The following is a 14,345-nucleotide window of genomic DNA, read 5'->3' as shown; positions in this document are numbered from 1 at the left end:
GAGATAAACTTGACGAATCGTCCATCTTAGGTTTTGATTGCACCACTTATCTTTCGAATCGAAACTTAAACCGACATGTCGAAACGAAACACCCCCCAGCGTCGCCACAACATCCTGGCTTTGCTCTCCGAGCAGGGCGAGGTGAGCGTCGATGCCCTGGCCAAACGTTTCGAAACCTCGGAAGTGACCATCCGCAAGGACCTCGCTGCCCTGGAAGCCAACGGCCTGCTGTTGCGCCGTTACGGTGGTGCCGTGACCATGCCCCAGGAGCTGCTGGCGGAGACGGTACAGCCGGTGTCGCAGTACAAGCAGGCCATCGCCCGGGCCGCAGTCGAACGCATCCGTGAGCACGCGCGCATCATCATCGACAGCGGCAGCACCACCGCGGCAATGATCCCCCAGCTCGGGCGCCAGCCTGGCCTGGTGGTGATGACCAACTCGCTCAACGTGGCCCGCGCCATCAGCGAGCAGGAACACGAGCCGGTGCTGCTGATGACTGGCGGCACCTGGGACCCGCATTCGGAGTCGTTCCAGGGCCAGGTGGCCGAGCAGGTTCTACGCTCATACGATTTCGACCAGCTGTTCATCGGTGCCGACGGCATTGACCTGGAACGTGGCACCACCACCTTCAACGAATTGCTGGGCCTGAGCCGGGTCATGGCCGAGGTGGCCCGCGAGGTGATCGTGATGGTCGAGTCGGACAAGGTTGGCCGCAAGATCCCCAACCTGGAGCTGCCCTGGAGCAGCGTCAACACCCTTATTACCGATGATCGCCTGCCCGCCGAGGCACGCGACCGCATTCAAGCCCGCGGCATCAATCTGATCTGCGCCGCTATCAGCTAGGAGCAACAACTTATGTGTGGAATCGTTGGTGCCGTTGCCGAGCGCAATATCACAGCAATCCTCATCGAGGGCCTCAAGCGCCTTGAGTACCGTGGCTATGACAGTGCCGGCCTGGCCGTCTACAGCCAGCAGGGCGGCCTCGAGCGTCGCCGCCGTATCGGCAAGGTCAGCGAGCTGCAAGCCGCCGTCAGCGCCGAACCGCTGGCCGGGCAGCTGGGTATCGCCCACACCCGTTGGGCCACCCACGGTGCACCGACCGAGGCCAACGCCCACCCGCACTTCTCTGGCCATGACGTGGCCGTGGTGCACAACGGCATCATCGAAAACCACGAAGCCCTGCGCGAAGAGCTCAAGCAGCTGGGTTACGTGTTCACCTCGCAAACCGACACCGAGGTGATCGTTCACCTGATCCACCACCTGCTCAAGACCATTCCAGACCTGACCGACGCTCTCAAGGCCGCGGTCAAGCGCCTGCATGGCGCCTATGGCCTGGCCGTGATCAGCGCCAGCCAGCCGGACCGCCTGGTCGCTGCCCGCAGCGGCAGCCCGCTGGTGATCGGCCTGGGTCATGGCGAAAACTTCCTGGCGTCCGACCAGTTGGCCCTGCGCCAGGTCACCGACCGCTTCATGTACCTGGAAGAGGGTGACATCGCCGAGATCCGCCGTGACCAGGTACAGATCTGGGACCAGGCCGGCCAGCCGGTTCAGCGCGAGACGGTGCAGTACCACGAAGGCGCCGAAGCCGCAGAGAAGGGCAACTATCGCCACTTCATGCTCAAGGAGATCCACGAGCAACCGACCGTGGTGCAGCGCACCCTCGAAGGCCGTCTGGCCAAGGACCACGTGATGGTCCAGGCGTTCGGCCCGCAGGCCGCCGAGTTGTTCGCCAAGGTGCGCAACGTGCAGATCGTCGCCTGTGGTACCAGCTACCACGCCGGCATGGTCGCCCGTTACTGGCTCGAAGAGCTGGCCGGCATTCCCTGCCAGGTGGAAGTGGCCAGCGAGTTCCGCTACCGCAAGGTGGTGGTGCAGCAGGACACCCTGTTCGTCTCCATCTCGCAGTCCGGCGAAACCGCCGATACCCTGGCCGCCTTGCGCAATGCCAAGGAACTGGGCTTCCTCGGCAGCCTGGCGATCTGCAACAAGGGCATCAGCTCGCTGGTGCGCGAATCCGACCTGACCCTGCTGACCCTGGCCGGCCCGGAAATCGGCGTCGCCTCCACCAAGGCCTTCACCACCCAGTTGGTGTCGCTGATGTTGCTGACCCTGGCCCTGGGCCAGGTGCGCGGCACGCTGCAGGCCGGCGTCGAAGCCGAACTGGTTGAAGAACTGCGCCGCCTGCCGGCCCGCCTGAGCGAAGCCCTGGCGATGGACGGCGTGGTGGAGAAGATCGCCGAGCTGTTCGCCGACAAGCACCACACCCTGTTCCTTGGCCGTGGCGCGCAGTACCCGGTGGCCATGGAAGGTGCGCTCAAGCTCAAGGAAATTTCCTATATCCACGCCGAAGCCTACCCGGCCGGTGAGCTCAAGCACGGCCCCTTGGCGCTGGTCGACAACGACATGCCGGTGGTCACCGTGGCGCCGAACAACGAGCTGCTGGAAAAGCTCAAGTCCAACCTGCAGGAAGTGCGCGCCCGTGGCGGCGAGCTGGTGGTGTTCGCGGACGAGAACGCCGGCATGAGCAACGGCGAGGGCACCCACGTGATCAAGGTGCCGCATATCGCTGACGCCCTGGCACCGATCCTCTACACCATCCCGCTGCAACTGCTGTCGTACTACGTTGCCGTGCTCAAGGGCACCGACGTCGACCAGCCGCGCAACCTGGCCAAGTCGGTGACGGTGGAGTAACAGACAGCTCTGCGCTCATGCCAATGGCGCCCTCTCTGTGGGAAAAACGGTCTCGTTGTAGGAGCGGCCTTGTGCCGCGAAAGGGGTGCGAAGCGCCCCCAGGATCTTGGATATGTCTCAAGATAGCTGGGGCCGCGCTGCGGCCCTTTCGCGGCACAAGGCCGCTCCTACAGTGGGTGTGCAAGCCTATCGAGCCACCTCAGAACGCAAAGCACGAACAGCCCAGGGCACCCCAGAACCCCTGGAAGTCGCTGATCGGCACCTTGGAGTGGCGCGCCTGTTCATGGCTGTGCGCATGCACCCCGCATGGCCCTGAACACTGGTGCACGACGGCCGCCAGCGATGGCGTACCCACACGCCAGTGCCCCGGCACCTTGGCCACAGGTGACCACTCGGGCAGCACCGGTACCTGTGGCGGGCCCAGCTTGTCGAACTCGGCAGCGCCGTACACCACCTTGCCATCGACCACCGTCAGCACCGACTCGATGCCCTTGATGGCCTCTTCATCGACGCTGAAGAAGTCCAGCGACAACGCCGCCAGGTCTGCCAACTGGCCCACCTTGATCTGGCCCTTCTTGCCCTGCTCGCTGGAGAACCAGGCGCTGCCCTGGGTGAACAGCTGCAGCGCGGTGTCGCGGCTCAGGCCTTCGGGGTACAGCGCCATGCCGCCCACGGTCTTGGCGCTGACCAGCCAGTACAGCGAAGTCCACGGGTTGTAGCTGGACACGCGGGTGGCGTCGGTACCGGCACCCACTGGCACGCCCATGTCGAGCATGCGCTGGATCGGTGGGGTCTGCTCGGCCGCCTTGGCGCCATAGCGGTCGACGAAGTATTCGCCCTGGAAGGCCATGCGATCCTGGATGGCGATGCCGCCGCCCAGCGCCCGCACACGTTCGATGTTCTCTGGGGTGATGGTCTCGGCGTGATCGAAGAACCACGGCAGGCCATTGAACGGGATGTCGCGGTTGACCTTCTCGAACACGTCGAGCATGCGCGTGATCGATTCGTTGTAGGTGGCGTGCAGGCGGAACGGCCAGCGTTGTTCCACCAGGTGGCGCACCACAGGCTCCAGTTCCTGCTCCATGGTCTGCGGCAGGTCCGGGCGCGGTTCGAGGAAGTCCTCGAAGTCGGCGGCGGAGAACACCAGCATCTCGCCGGCACCGTTGTGGCGCAGGAAGTCGGTGCCGCTGTGCAGCTTGACGCTGGCGGTCCACTTCTTGAAGTCGTCCAGCTCTTCCTTGGGCTTCTGGGTGAACAGGTTGTAGGCGATGCGCACGGTCAGCTGGTTGTTGTCGGCCAGCTCCTGGATCACCGAGTAGTCGTCGGGGAAGTTCTGGTAGCCGCCGCCGGCATCGATGGCGCTGGTCAGGCCCAGGCGGTTGAGTTCACGCATGAACTGGCGGGTCGAGTTGACCTGGTACTCCAGCGGCAGCTTCGGCCCCTTGGCCAGGGTGGCGTAGAGGATCATCGCGTTGGGACGGGCGATGAGCATGCCGGTCGGGTTACCGAACTTGTCGCGCTGGATCTCGCCACCCGGCGGGTTGGGGGTGTCCTTGCTGTAGCCCACCGCCTTGAGCGCGGCGCGGTTGAGCAGGGCACGGTCGTACAGGTGCAGCAGGAACACCGGGGTGTCGGGGGCGGCCTGGTTGATTTCTTCCAGGGTGGGCATGCGCTTTTCGGCGAACTGGAATTCGTTCCAGCCGCCGACCACCCGTACCCACTGCGGGGTCGGCGTGCGGGCCGCCTGGTCCTTGAGCATGCGCAGGGCGTCGGCCACCGATGGCACGCCTTCCCAGCGCAGTTCCAGGTTGTAGTTGAGGCCGCCGCGGATCAGGTGCAGGTGCGAGTCATTGAGCCCTGGGATCACCGTGCGCTGTTTGAGGTCGATGATCTGCGTGGCGGCGCCTTTGTGGGCCATGGCCTGGGCATCGTTGCCCACCGCGATGAACTTGCCGTCCTTGATGGCGACGGCGGTGGCAGTGGGGTTTTCACGGTCGACGGTGTGCAGTTTGCCGTTGAACAGGATGAGATCGGCGGTCATGGAACCTCCTTGAATGGATGCTTGGGCGGAACCGGCTGCGCCGGTGAAGGGCAATGCAGACCAGATCGCGCCGGCGGCACAGAGTACGGTGCTGGTGGCGAGGAACTGGCGACGAGTCTTGTCGTTTTGATCCTGGGACATATTCAACTCAGTGTGAGTGCGGCGGCGACAGGCGTAACCGTAGAGCTTGCCCGCATCCACCGTGCAACAGTGAACGGGCGGAGATTGAGGTGGAGATGCTGCCCATAGCGGGTACCGACTGGCGGTGCCCGGGGCGGTCGGCTTACTTGTTGGCGTTGAAGGCGTTGTAGCTGGTCATCAGTTGTGCGCCGGCCTGGCTCATGCGGTCATGGGCGGCGTCACAGGTCATGGCGTTGAAAGTGCCGGAGACATCGGTGACCACGAACACGCCGAACTCTTCTTCCATGGCATACATCTCCGGTCTTGAGTGGGGGTCACTTCAAATGAACCTTCAGCTCTTCGCAAGCCTGCAGCATTGCAGAGCGTACCGCTGGAACCTGGCTGACCACGTTCAGCAAGCCGTAGTCATGGATCATGCCGTTGTAGCGCAGCGCAGTAACCGGCACGCCGGCTTGGTCCAGTTTGCGCGCGTAGGCTTCCCCTTCGTCACGCAGCACATCGGCACTCGCGGTCTGGACCAGCGCTGGCGGCAGGCCTTTCAACTGCTCAGTGGTAGCGCGCAACGGCGAGGCGTAGATCTCGGCACGTTGCTTGGGGTCGGTGGTGTAGTTGTCCCAGAACCACTTCATCATGTTCTTGGTGAGGAAGTGCCTCTCGGCGTACTGGTTGTACGACGCTGTCTCGAAGTTGGCGTCGGTCACTGGCCACAGCAGCACCTGGTACTTGATGGCCGGGGTACCTTTATCCTTGGCCATCAGGCTGACCACGGCTGCCATGTTGCCGCCGACGCTGTTGCCTGCTACAGCCAGACGCTTACCGTCGACATTGATTTCCTTGCCGTGCTCGGCCACCCATTTGGTTGCCCCGTAGGCTTGGTTGATTGCTGTCGGGTAGTGCGCTTCAGGGGACGGGGTGTAATTGACGAACACCGCCACCGCCCCGGAACCGGCGACCAGATCGCGGACCAGGCGCTCATGGGTCGGGAAGTCGCCGAGCACCCAGCCACCGCCGTGGAAGTACATGAACACAGGCAAGGTCCCCTTCACACCCGCCGGACGCACGATGGTCAAGCTGATGTCCTGGCCGTCGACAGTGATGGTCTTCTCGCTGACATCCGCCTCGGGCAGTGTCAGTTTTACTCCGGCCTGAGCGCCGGTCAGTACCGCGCGGGCGTCTTTCGGCGAAAGCTGCTCGATGGGTTTACCACTGCCTGAGTTCAGTACGTCGAGGAATGCCTGGGTGTTGTGTTCGACGCCAGAGTCAGCGAATGCGTTACCGATCGACAAGGTAAGGAGCGAGCCAACGAGTGCTTTGGTCAAAACGTTCATTTCATATCTCCTGTTTCTGGTGAGGCAGGAAGTTAGACGGTGACGTGCAGACGGACATCGACGTTGCCACGGGTTGCGTTGGAGTACGGGCACACTTGGTGGGCCGCCTCCACCAACGCTTGTGCATCGGCTTGTTCCAGACCTGGCAGGTTGATGTTCAGATCGATATCCAGGCCAAAGCCGCCTGGGATCTGGCCAATGCCGACCCGCGCAGTGATTGAGGCGTCGGTTGGAATGCTGCGTTTGCTCTGGCTGGCGACGAACTTCAGTGCACCGATGAAGCAGGCCGAGTAACCAGCGGCGAACAGTTGCTCAGGGTTGGTGGCATCACCACCGGCACCGCCCAATTCCTTCGGAGTGGTCAGTTTCACGTCGAGGTTCTTGTCGCTGGAGATGGCTCGGCCATCACGACCACCGGTTGCGGTTGCGACTGCGGTGTAGAGAACTTTCATGGCTTTCCTTACTTTTGAATGTCTTCGGCAACAGGATGCGAGCGCCTGACTCGAGCAGCGCTGGGCATTGGAAATCCACAGAGGTTCCAGGCCAGGCTCGTTGACTCGGTTCAGTCGACTGCGCACCCTTCACAAGTCTGTGAACAGCCCCTGGGGCAGGGGCTGGCGATGGCTCAGACAGATGCAGCGACAGGCGCCAAGGTGGGGCCATGCTGAACGCGCTCAGGCGCCTTGTGCACCATGGTGTAGGCGTAGTCGACGCCCATGCCATATGCACCGGAATGTTCCTTTACCAGTTCCATTACGGCGTCGTAGGTGTCGCGGTTCTTCCAGTCCCGTTGCCATTCCAGCAGCACCTGCTGCCAGGTCACCGGTACCACGCCGGCTTGGATCATGCGCTGCATGGCGTAATCGTGGGCTTCTTTGGTGGTGCCGCCGGAGGCGTCTGCAACCATATAGATTTCATAGCCGGCATCGTTCATTGCCGACAGGGCGAAGGTGGCGTTGCATACCTCGGTCCACAAACCGGAGACGATGATCTTGTTGCGACCATTTCTCTTGAGTGCGTCGCGCACCTTCTGATCATCCCAGGAATTCATGGAGGTGCGCTCCAGCAGCGGAGCGTCCGGGAATACAGCGAGCAGCTCGGGGTAGGTGTGACCTGAGAAGCTTTCTGTCTCGACCGTGGTGAAGGTGGTGGGGACATTAAAAATCTTCGCGGCCTTGGCCAAGGCAACGGTGTTGTTTTTCAGTGTTTGCCGGTCAATGCTCTGAACGCCGAAGGCCATCTGTGGCTGCTGATCGATGAAGATCAGTTGGCTGTTAAGCGGGGTCAGGACTTCAGTTTTAGGATTGTTCATTTTTGTTTCCTTTCAGCTTGATGATGTTCATTCGCACCAGTCTCGGGGCCCGCACGTTGCAGGCATTACCGTAGCCACGAGTGCCCCCTCAGCGTCATTGCTTGAGGACGAGCAAACGATAACGAAACAACGCGACTGTCGGTGGCGCACTTTTGCGCTCCTGATAGCTCATTTTTGCGCCATGGAATACGCGATCGCGCTGCTAGCATTCGCCCACCCATTCGGATCAAGCCGGTCCGTCATGTGCAGGAGAATGCAATGGCAGCTTCACAACCGTTCAACAAGCAGACCGCCTACTGGGGCGTTTCCTGGGAGGAGGCTTACGGCTATCCGCAGGCACGGCGGGTAGGAAACGAGATCTATGTATCAGGTCAATTCAACCATGATGAGGAAGGTCATCTGGTAGCCCCGGCGCCTCTGAACGCCGACGGTAAGCCCTGTGATTTCTCTTCGATGGGAGAGCAGATGCGGATCTCTTACGACAACATTTCGAAGCTGCTCGCCTTGTATGGCGCGACTCTGCAGGACGTTGTCGAGGAAACGCTTTATGTGCTGGACATGGACGCTGCGTTCGCGGTGGTCGGCAAAGTGCGCAAGGCGGCCTTTGGCACTGAGCGGCCTCAGTGCGCGAGCAATATCATTGGAGTGTCGAGACTTGCCCAGCGTCCGCAGCTGATCGAGATCGTGTGCAAGGCCGTGATTGGCGCCCGAGACATCTGAGCGGCACTCCCGGTTTTGATCTAGGGAACCGGGAGTATCAATTGCCCCTCGACCAAGGGCTTTTGACTGGCCACGGCAGCGGCGCAGAAGGTCATGAAGGCTTTGACCCGCCACGATTTTCGAATGTCCTGGTGAGTCAGCAGCCACAACTCATCCTGAAGCTCCGGCACCACCGGGCCGGCGCGTACCAACCCTGGGGTGATGTCGCCCAACATGCAGGGAAGGAATCCAAAGCCCAGACCCGCCGCGATTGCAGCGCTTGCGGCTGCAACAGAATCGGTGCGGTACGCTATGCGCTCAGCAGCGACTCTGCTTTCGACATAGCTTGCCGCCTTCAAACCGCAGAGCGCTGCGGAGTATGACACCCAGGCCTGGCCCTCTTCGAAAAGGGGCAAGGCAGTCATCTGCTTGGCGCTGCAGTAGGGTGCCCAGGCAATGTTCGCCAGTTTACGGCCCACCAGGCTTTCTGCAGGTTTTCTCGTCGCTCGAATGGCGATATCCGATTCATCCCGGGCGAGGCTGAGGGTTTCATTGCCCACCAGCACCTCGATGGTGATCCCCTCGTTCAGGGCCTTGAAGTCCGCGATGATGGGGGTGAGGAAGTACAGCAGCAGCGAGTCGCTGGTGGTAATGCGAAGTTTCCCGAGGGGGCCTTGGCCTGAACGTGAAACACGCCGCGTGACGCTGACGATATCCAGCTCCACTCGCTCGGCGAGTGCTCGCAATTCAGCACCCTCGGCGGTGAGCAGATACCCTGATTTGCGGTGATCGAACAGCGCGATGCCGAGCGTTCGCTCAACTTGAGCAACTCGGCGCGAAACGGTGGATACATTGATGCCAAGCTTCTTGGCCGTAGCCGAACGATTGCCGCAATCACTGAGCGTCTTGATGATGCGCAAGTCGTCCCACGAGAGCTGATTGACAGCCTCGCCTACGTCCCACTTCGTCCCATCAGGGGCAGCCGGAGCTTTTTCAGTTGGTGATTTCACACAGTTCGTTCCAGATTCTGAGGCGCAGATGATACGAGAAGGGGTTGGGTGGAGTAGCCATATTGTTCCGGCGATTGGTTGAAAACGATTATGCCGACTGGCTGCTATGGGTCGATTCTGTTGAAAAAGTAGCCCCCCTGACTGGCCTTCGGCAAAACCCTCGCATTGGCCAGCAGGGAAGCACTGGACTATCCATTTGCGGATGACGTTGGCATTGATGCAGTGGCTGATGGCGACACTGGATATGGTTGCTCCAGGTCGCAGGCATTCCTGAACGACGTTCTCGAATCCCACGACTTACGTGAAGTTCGTCGCACGTCCGTCGCCCCGGAACTTTCCTACATCATGCGTCTGGCATGGATCAATGTTTTCCCTCAGCGTTTGCCCTAACGTCCCCCGACCCACCAGTCACCAAGGACGACAGGAAATGCAGACGTTGCAACGAAAGCACGATATCCAGCCATTGGAAGGCGCGGAAATGACCCTGCTGGTCAATGGCCTGCCGGCAGTGGCCAGCGCGGGGGAGACCGTCCTCAGCGTGCTCAATGCCATTGGCCTGCGCCAGCTGGCGCGCAATGACCACGACCAGCTCAGCGGCGCCTTTTGCGGCATGGGTGTGTGCCACTGCTGCCTGGTGCAGATTGACGGGCGGCCCAAGCGCCGGGCGTGCCAGACGGTGGTCAAGCCGGGCATGCAGATCGAGACCGAAGTGAACCGCATGCACGGGGAGGCCCGCTCATGAGCCTTCGCCCAGTGATCGTCGGTGCTGGCTCAGCTGGCATGGGAGCGGCCATCGAGCTGGCCGACCACGGCGTCGACAGCCTGCTGTTCGATGAAGCCTCGCGTCCTGGCGGGGTGGTTTACCGCGGCCCGTTGCGTGCCGGCATCGACCTCGGTTACCTAGGCCCTCGCTACGCCAAGGCCCTCAACACCCTGCACGAAGACTTTGCCGCCAGCGCCAGCCATATCGACCTACGCCTCAACCACCGCGTGGTGGGCGGCGATGACCAGCGCCTGATGGTGCTCGATGGTGACGAGCAACTGCACGAGATCGACTATTCCCACCTGCTGCTGGCCGCCGGCTGCCATGAGCGCAATGTGCCGTTCCCCGGCTGGACCCTGCCGGGAGTGATCCTGCTGGGCGGGCTGCAGCTGCAGATCAAGAGCGGCGTGGTCAAGCCGCTGGGCAGCACCTTGATCGCCGGCACCGGGCCGTTGCTGCCCTTGGTTGCGTGCCAGCTGCATGCCGCCGGGGCCAAGGTCAGCGGGGTATATGAAGCCTGCGCGTTCAACCGCATCGCCAAGGAAAGCCTGGCGCTGATGAACAAGCCGCAGCTGTTCCTCGATGGCCTGAGCATGCTCGCCTACATGAAGCTCAACGGCATCCCCATGCACTACGGTTGGGGCGTGGTAGGGGCCACGGGCGAGGATGAGCTGCGCGAGGTCAGCGTCGCGCCCTACACCCAGGACTGGAAGCCGGACATGACCCGCGTCCAGCGCGAGACGGTGCAGACGCTGGCGGTGGGCTACGGCTTCATCCCACGCACCCAACTCAGCCAGCAACTGGGCCTGGAACACGGTTTCAGCGAAGACGGCTACCTGCGCGCGGTGTGCAACGTGTGGCAGCAGAGCAGCCGCCCGAACACCCATCTGGCAGGTGACATGGCCGGTATCCGTGGCGGCGAGGCGGCGATGCTGACCGGGCGTATTGCTGCGCTGTCGATGCTCCTGCAAATGGGCAAGCTCAATGCCGAACAGGCCATCGAACGGCGCGAGCTGTACCTGGGCAAGCTCGCCGCGATCAAGCGTTTCCGCGCGGGCGTGGAGCGCTTCACCGCACGGGGGGCGGCGCAGGTCGAACTGCCCCAGGCCGACACGGTGATCTGCCGTTGCGAACACGTCACCCGCGAGCAGATCGACCTGGCGCTGGAACAGGGCGTGCAGGACATGGCCAGCCTGAAGATGCGCACCCGGGTGAGCATGGGCGACTGCCAGGGGCGCATGTGCGTCGGTTACTGCAGCGATCGCCTGCGCAGCGCCACCGGGCGCCAGGATGTTGGCTGGCTGCGCCCACGCTTCCCGGTGGACCCGATCCCGTTTTCCGCATTCGCACACCTCGGCACGGAGGCCTGAGCATGGCCAAGCACTACGACATCATCATCGCCGGCGGCGGCGTGATCGGCGCGTCCTGCGCCTACCAGCTGTCCAAACGCAGCAATCTGAAAATCGCCCTGATCGACAGCAAGCGCCCGGGCAACGCCACGCGCGCATCGGCGGGTGGTCTGTGGGCCATCGGCGAATCGGTGGGGCTGGGCTGTGGGGTGATCTTCTTTCGCATGATGTCCTCTCGCAGCAAGCGTGAGGCCAATGGCGCGGCGGTGGTGGTCGACTCCAGCACCCCGCATATCCTGCCGCCGTGTTTCTTCGACTTCGCCCTGCAGTCCAACGCGATTTATCCACAGCTGCACCGCGAGCTGATCGAGCGCCACGGCATGGACTTCAAGTTCGAACGCACCGGGCTCAAGTACATCATCCAGGATGACGAGGACCAGCTGTACGCCGAGCACATCGTCAAGCAGATCCCCCACCTGGCCGACCAGGTGCGCTGGCTCGACCGCGACGCCCTACGGGCCTCGGAGCCGGCGGTAACGCAGCAGGCCAATGGCGCGTTGGAGTTCCTCTGCGATCACCAGGTCAGCCCGTTCCGCCTGGGCGACGCGTTCCTGGAGGCGGCGCGGCAGAACGGTGTCGACCTGTACCCCAACGTGAATGTCACCGGGGTGCTGCATGAAGGCTCGCGGATCAAGGGCGTGCGTACTGCCGAAGCCGGCGAGTTCCACTGCCACACACTGATCAACGCCGCGGGCGCCTGGGCTGCCGAGCTGAGCGAGTGGGCGACGGGCCTGAGCATTCCGGTCAAGCCGGTAAAGGGCCAGATCGTGCTGACCGAGCGCCTGCCCAAGCTGCTCGATGGCTGCATCACCACCAGCGATTGCTACATGGCGCAGAAGGACAATGGCGAGATCCTGATCGGCAGTACCACTGAAGAGAAAGGCTTCGATGTCAGCAACACCTTCCCGGAGATCAGTGGGCTGGTGCAGGGAGCCATTCGTTGCGTGCCGGAGCTGGCGCAGGTGAACCTCAAGCGCACCTGGGCCGGGCTACGTCCGGGGTCGCCGGATGAGCTGCCGATCCTGGGGCCTGTGGATAATGTCGAGGGGTACTTCAATGCCTGTGGACACTTCCGCACTGGGATCCTGACGTCGGCGATCACCGGGGTGCTGCTGGACAAGGTTGTCCACAACGAGGCCCTGCCGCTGGATATCACGCCGTTCCTGGCGTCGCGGTTCCGGGAGGGTGTGGACAAGAAGCTGGCGCACGGCTGATGGGCGAATGTCAGTGCAACTGTCTTGCTCGCTATTCAAACAGCTGAGCGATCCTTGTGGGAGCGGGTTTACCCGCGAACACGGGCATAGCCCGTGCCAGGCACCGAGGTGTCATCTTCGCGGGTAAACCCGCTCCCACATGGATGAACGACAGACCTGCCGATCAGATCTGCATCGCCATCCCATCCACATTCATCGCCGCCTGGCGCAGGGCCTCGGAGCGGGTCGGGTGCGGGTGGCAGGTGAGGGCGATGTCTTCGGCCGAGGCCGAGAACTCCATGGCCACGCAGAACTCGCCGATCATCTCGCTGACGCTCGGGCCGACCAGGTGCACACCCAGCACCTCGTCGGTGTTGGCGTCGGCGAGAACCTTGGCGAAGCCTTCGGTTTCATGGTTGATCTTGGCGCGGCTGTTGGCCGTGAAGGGGAACTTGCCGACCTTGTAGGCACGGCCTTCGGCCTTGAGCTGCTCTTCGGTCTTGCCCACCGTGGCCATTTCCGGGCGGGTGTAGATAACCCCGGGAATCAGGTTGTAGTTGACCTCGTGCGGCTTGCCGTGGATGCGTTCGATGCAGGCCACGGCTTCGTCCTCGGCCTTGTGCGCCAGCATCGGGCCGGAGGTGACGTCGCCGATCACCCAGATGCCCGGGACCGAGCTACGGTGATGGTCGTTGGTCAGCATGCCGCGCTTGTCGGTCTCCAGGCCCACGCTCTCCAGGTTCAGGCCCTGGGTGTACGGGCGACGGCCGATGGCCACCAGTACATAGTCGGCTTGCAGGGTTTCGGCGGCGCCACCGGCTGCTGGTTCCAGGGTGAGGGTGACGCCATCGGCCGATGGCGTGGCCTGGGTGACCTTGCTGCCCAGCTTGAAGGTCATGCCTTGCTTGGCCAGGGCCTTCTGCAAGGTCTTGGCGGTTTCCGCATCGGTGCCCGGGCAGATGCGGTCGAGGTACTCGATCACCGTCACCTCGGCGCCGAGGCGGCGCCACACCGAACCCAGCTCCAGGCCGATCACGCCGGCGCCGATCACGATCAGGTGCTTGGGCACCTGGGGCAGGGAGAGGGCGCCGGTGGAGTCGATGATGCGCTGGTTGTCGATGGTCACGCCCGGCAGCGGGGTCGGTTCGGAGCCGGTGGCGATGACGATGTCCTTGGCCTGCAAGGTGGTTTCGCTGCCGTCCTCGGCCTTGACGACGACCTTGCCGACGCCGTCCAGGCGGCCCCAGCCCTTGACCCAGTCGACCTTGTTCTTGCGGAACAGGTACTCGATGCCCTTGGTCAGGCCGGTCACGCTTTCATCCTTCTGTTTCATCATCTGCGCCAGGTTCAGGCTCGGCTTGACCTCGATGCCCAGGTGCGCGAACTCGTCACCGCTGGCCGCCTCGAACAGTTCGGAGGCGTGCAGCAATGCCTTGGAGGGCATGCAACCGACGTTCAGGCAGGTGCCGCCGAGGGTCGATCGGCCTTCCACGCAGGCCACGCTCATGCCCAGCTGGCCGGCCCGGATAGCTGCGTTGTAGCCGCCGGGGCCGCCGCCGATGATCACCACGTCATAGGATTTCATGGGTTAGTTACTCCAAGGGTGAGGAAGCGAAGAGGGGCATAAGGTTAGTCTGAGCGCGGAGGATTGTATACAATCTGCTGCGTTGGCCGTGCCAGATAGTTCTAGACCATGGTCGCGGTTAACGGAAACTTCGCACGAATGAACTACCCTCATGCGGTAGCGTCCGACTTGAT

At 62.6% G+C, this 14,345-nt stretch carries 12 protein-coding genes and 1 pseudogene; 6 read left to right on the top strand and 7 right to left on the bottom strand.

Translation table 11 applies throughout. From position 1 onward, the window contains the following. Positions 1 to 75 precede the first annotated feature (75 nt). On the top strand, positions 76 to 843 hold the full coding sequence (locus ABE459_RS06505; RefSeq protein ID WP_125466127.1) for a DeoR family transcriptional regulator: 768 nt from the start codon (positions 76 to 78) through the stop codon (positions 841 to 843). Positions 844 to 855: 12 nt separating this feature from the next. Further along, entirely contained in the window at positions 856 to 2,691 is a 1,836-nt protein-coding gene (glmS, locus tag ABE459_RS06500; protein WP_125466126.1) for a glutamine--fructose-6-phosphate transaminase (isomerizing), read from the top strand. A 199-nt stretch (positions 2,692 to 2,890) separates the two neighbouring features. Here glmS and ABE459_RS06495 read toward each other — a convergent pair whose 3' ends face one another. The 5 genes and pseudogenes from ABE459_RS06495 to ABE459_RS06475 all read right to left on the bottom strand — a co-directional run bounded on the left by ABE459_RS06495 (position 2,891) and on the right by ABE459_RS06475 (position 7,513). Further along, entirely contained in the window at positions 2,891 to 4,732 is a 1,842-nt protein-coding gene (locus ABE459_RS06495) for an amidohydrolase (protein ID WP_346648001.1), read from the bottom strand. Positions 4,733 to 5,039: 307 nt separating this feature from the next. Next, a pseudogene (locus ABE459_RS06490) lies at positions 5,040 to 5,180 on the bottom strand (hydrolase); the annotation flags it as partial. 7 nt (positions 5,181 to 5,187) lie between these two features. Next, positions 5,188 to 6,201, bottom strand: a complete 1,014-nt coding sequence (locus ABE459_RS06485; protein ID WP_125466124.1) for an alpha/beta hydrolase — start codon at positions 6,199 to 6,201, stop codon at positions 5,188 to 5,190. 32 nt (positions 6,202 to 6,233) lie between these two features. Next, complete coding sequence (locus ABE459_RS06480) at positions 6,234 to 6,653, bottom strand: organic hydroperoxide resistance protein (RefSeq protein WP_125466123.1); 420 nt, start codon at positions 6,651 to 6,653, stop codon at positions 6,234 to 6,236. A 173-nt stretch (positions 6,654 to 6,826) separates the two neighbouring features. Beyond that, the gene (locus tag ABE459_RS06475) at positions 6,827 to 7,513 is read right to left on the bottom strand and encodes a hydrolase (RefSeq protein WP_085717858.1); all 687 of its coding nucleotides are present in this window, start codon (positions 7,511 to 7,513) and stop codon (positions 6,827 to 6,829) included. A 258-nt stretch (positions 7,514 to 7,771) separates the two neighbouring features. Here ABE459_RS06475 and ABE459_RS06470 point away from each other — a divergent pair, with 258 nt between their 5' ends. Next, complete coding sequence (locus ABE459_RS06470; RefSeq protein WP_125466122.1) at positions 7,772 to 8,233, top strand: Rid family hydrolase; 462 nt, start codon at positions 7,772 to 7,774, stop codon at positions 8,231 to 8,233. A gap of 20 nt (positions 8,234 to 8,253) precedes the next feature. Here ABE459_RS06470 and ABE459_RS06465 read toward each other — a convergent pair whose 3' ends face one another. After that, positions 8,254 to 9,222, bottom strand: a complete 969-nt coding sequence (locus ABE459_RS06465; protein ID WP_323830802.1) for a LysR family transcriptional regulator — start codon at positions 9,220 to 9,222, stop codon at positions 8,254 to 8,256. Positions 9,223 to 9,649: 427 nt separating this feature from the next. On the opposite strand from ABE459_RS06465, the gene hcnA reads away from it, so the two are divergent. Genes hcnA through hcnC form a run of 3 tightly spaced genes read left to right on the top strand, consistent with a single transcriptional unit; the run spans position 9,650 to position 12,608 of the window. Next, the gene (gene hcnA / locus ABE459_RS06460) at positions 9,650 to 9,964 is read left to right on the top strand and encodes a cyanide-forming glycine dehydrogenase subunit HcnA (RefSeq protein WP_125466121.1); all 315 of its coding nucleotides are present in this window, start codon (positions 9,650 to 9,652) and stop codon (positions 9,962 to 9,964) included. After that, positions 9,961 to 11,355 (top strand): cyanide-forming glycine dehydrogenase subunit HcnB, encoded by a 1,395-nt coding sequence (gene hcnB, locus ABE459_RS06455; RefSeq protein WP_125466120.1) that lies wholly within the window; start codon positions 9,961 to 9,963, stop codon positions 11,353 to 11,355. The genes hcnA and hcnB overlap by 4 nt, the downstream gene beginning before the upstream one ends. Positions 11,356 to 11,357: 2 nt before the next feature. Next, a complete protein-coding gene (hcnC, locus tag ABE459_RS06450) occupies positions 11,358 to 12,608 on the top strand; it encodes a cyanide-forming glycine dehydrogenase subunit HcnC (protein WP_258705399.1) in 1,251 nt (416 codons plus the stop codon). A 163-nt stretch (positions 12,609 to 12,771) separates the two neighbouring features. Here hcnC and lpdA read toward each other — a convergent pair whose 3' ends face one another. Continuing rightward, the gene (lpdA, locus tag ABE459_RS06445) at positions 12,772 to 14,172 is read right to left on the bottom strand and encodes a dihydrolipoyl dehydrogenase (RefSeq protein WP_125466118.1); all 1,401 of its coding nucleotides are present in this window, start codon (positions 14,170 to 14,172) and stop codon (positions 12,772 to 12,774) included. Positions 14,173 to 14,345 lie beyond the last annotated feature (173 nt).

The sequence above is a fragment of the Pseudomonas sp. TWI923 genome, from assembly GCF_039673365.1.
Taxonomy (GTDB): Bacteria; Pseudomonadota; Gammaproteobacteria; order Pseudomonadales; family Pseudomonadaceae; genus Aquipseudomonas; species Aquipseudomonas sichuanensis.
Note: the sequence above shows the minus strand (reverse complement) of the source record. Positions and strands in the feature narration are given on the sequence as shown.

Excerpts from the sequence above, each read along its gene's own strand:
- glmS (WP_125466126.1), top strand. The coding sequence starts at position 856 with ATGTGTGGAATCGTTGGTGCCGTTGCCGAGCGCAATATCACAGCAATC.
- hcnC (WP_258705399.1), top strand. The coding sequence starts at position 11,358 with ATGGCCAAGCACTACGACATCATCATCGCCGGCGGCGGCGTGATCGGC.
- hcnA (WP_125466121.1), top strand. The coding sequence starts at position 9,650 with ATGCAGACGTTGCAACGAAAGCACGATATCCAGCCATTGGAAGGCGCG.
- ABE459_RS06480 (WP_125466123.1), bottom strand. The coding sequence starts at position 6,653 with ATGAAAGTTCTCTACACCGCAGTCGCAACCGCAACCGGTGGTCGTGAT.
- ABE459_RS06485 (WP_125466124.1), bottom strand. The coding sequence starts at position 6,201 with ATGAACGTTTTGACCAAAGCACTCGTTGGCTCGCTCCTTACCTTGTCG.
- ABE459_RS06475 (WP_085717858.1), bottom strand. The coding sequence starts at position 7,513 with ATGAACAATCCTAAAACTGAAGTCCTGACCCCGCTTAACAGCCAACTG.
- ABE459_RS06470 (WP_125466122.1), top strand. The coding sequence starts at position 7,772 with ATGGCAGCTTCACAACCGTTCAACAAGCAGACCGCCTACTGGGGCGTT.
- lpdA (WP_125466118.1), bottom strand. The coding sequence starts at position 14,172 with ATGAAATCCTATGACGTGGTGATCATCGGCGGCGGCCCCGGCGGCTAC.
- hcnB (WP_125466120.1), top strand. The coding sequence starts at position 9,961 with ATGAGCCTTCGCCCAGTGATCGTCGGTGCTGGCTCAGCTGGCATGGGA.
- ABE459_RS06505 (WP_125466127.1), top strand. The coding sequence starts at position 76 with ATGTCGAAACGAAACACCCCCCAGCGTCGCCACAACATCCTGGCTTTG.
- ABE459_RS06495 (WP_346648001.1), bottom strand. The coding sequence starts at position 4,732 with ATGACCGCCGATCTCATCCTGTTCAACGGCAAACTGCACACCGTCGAC.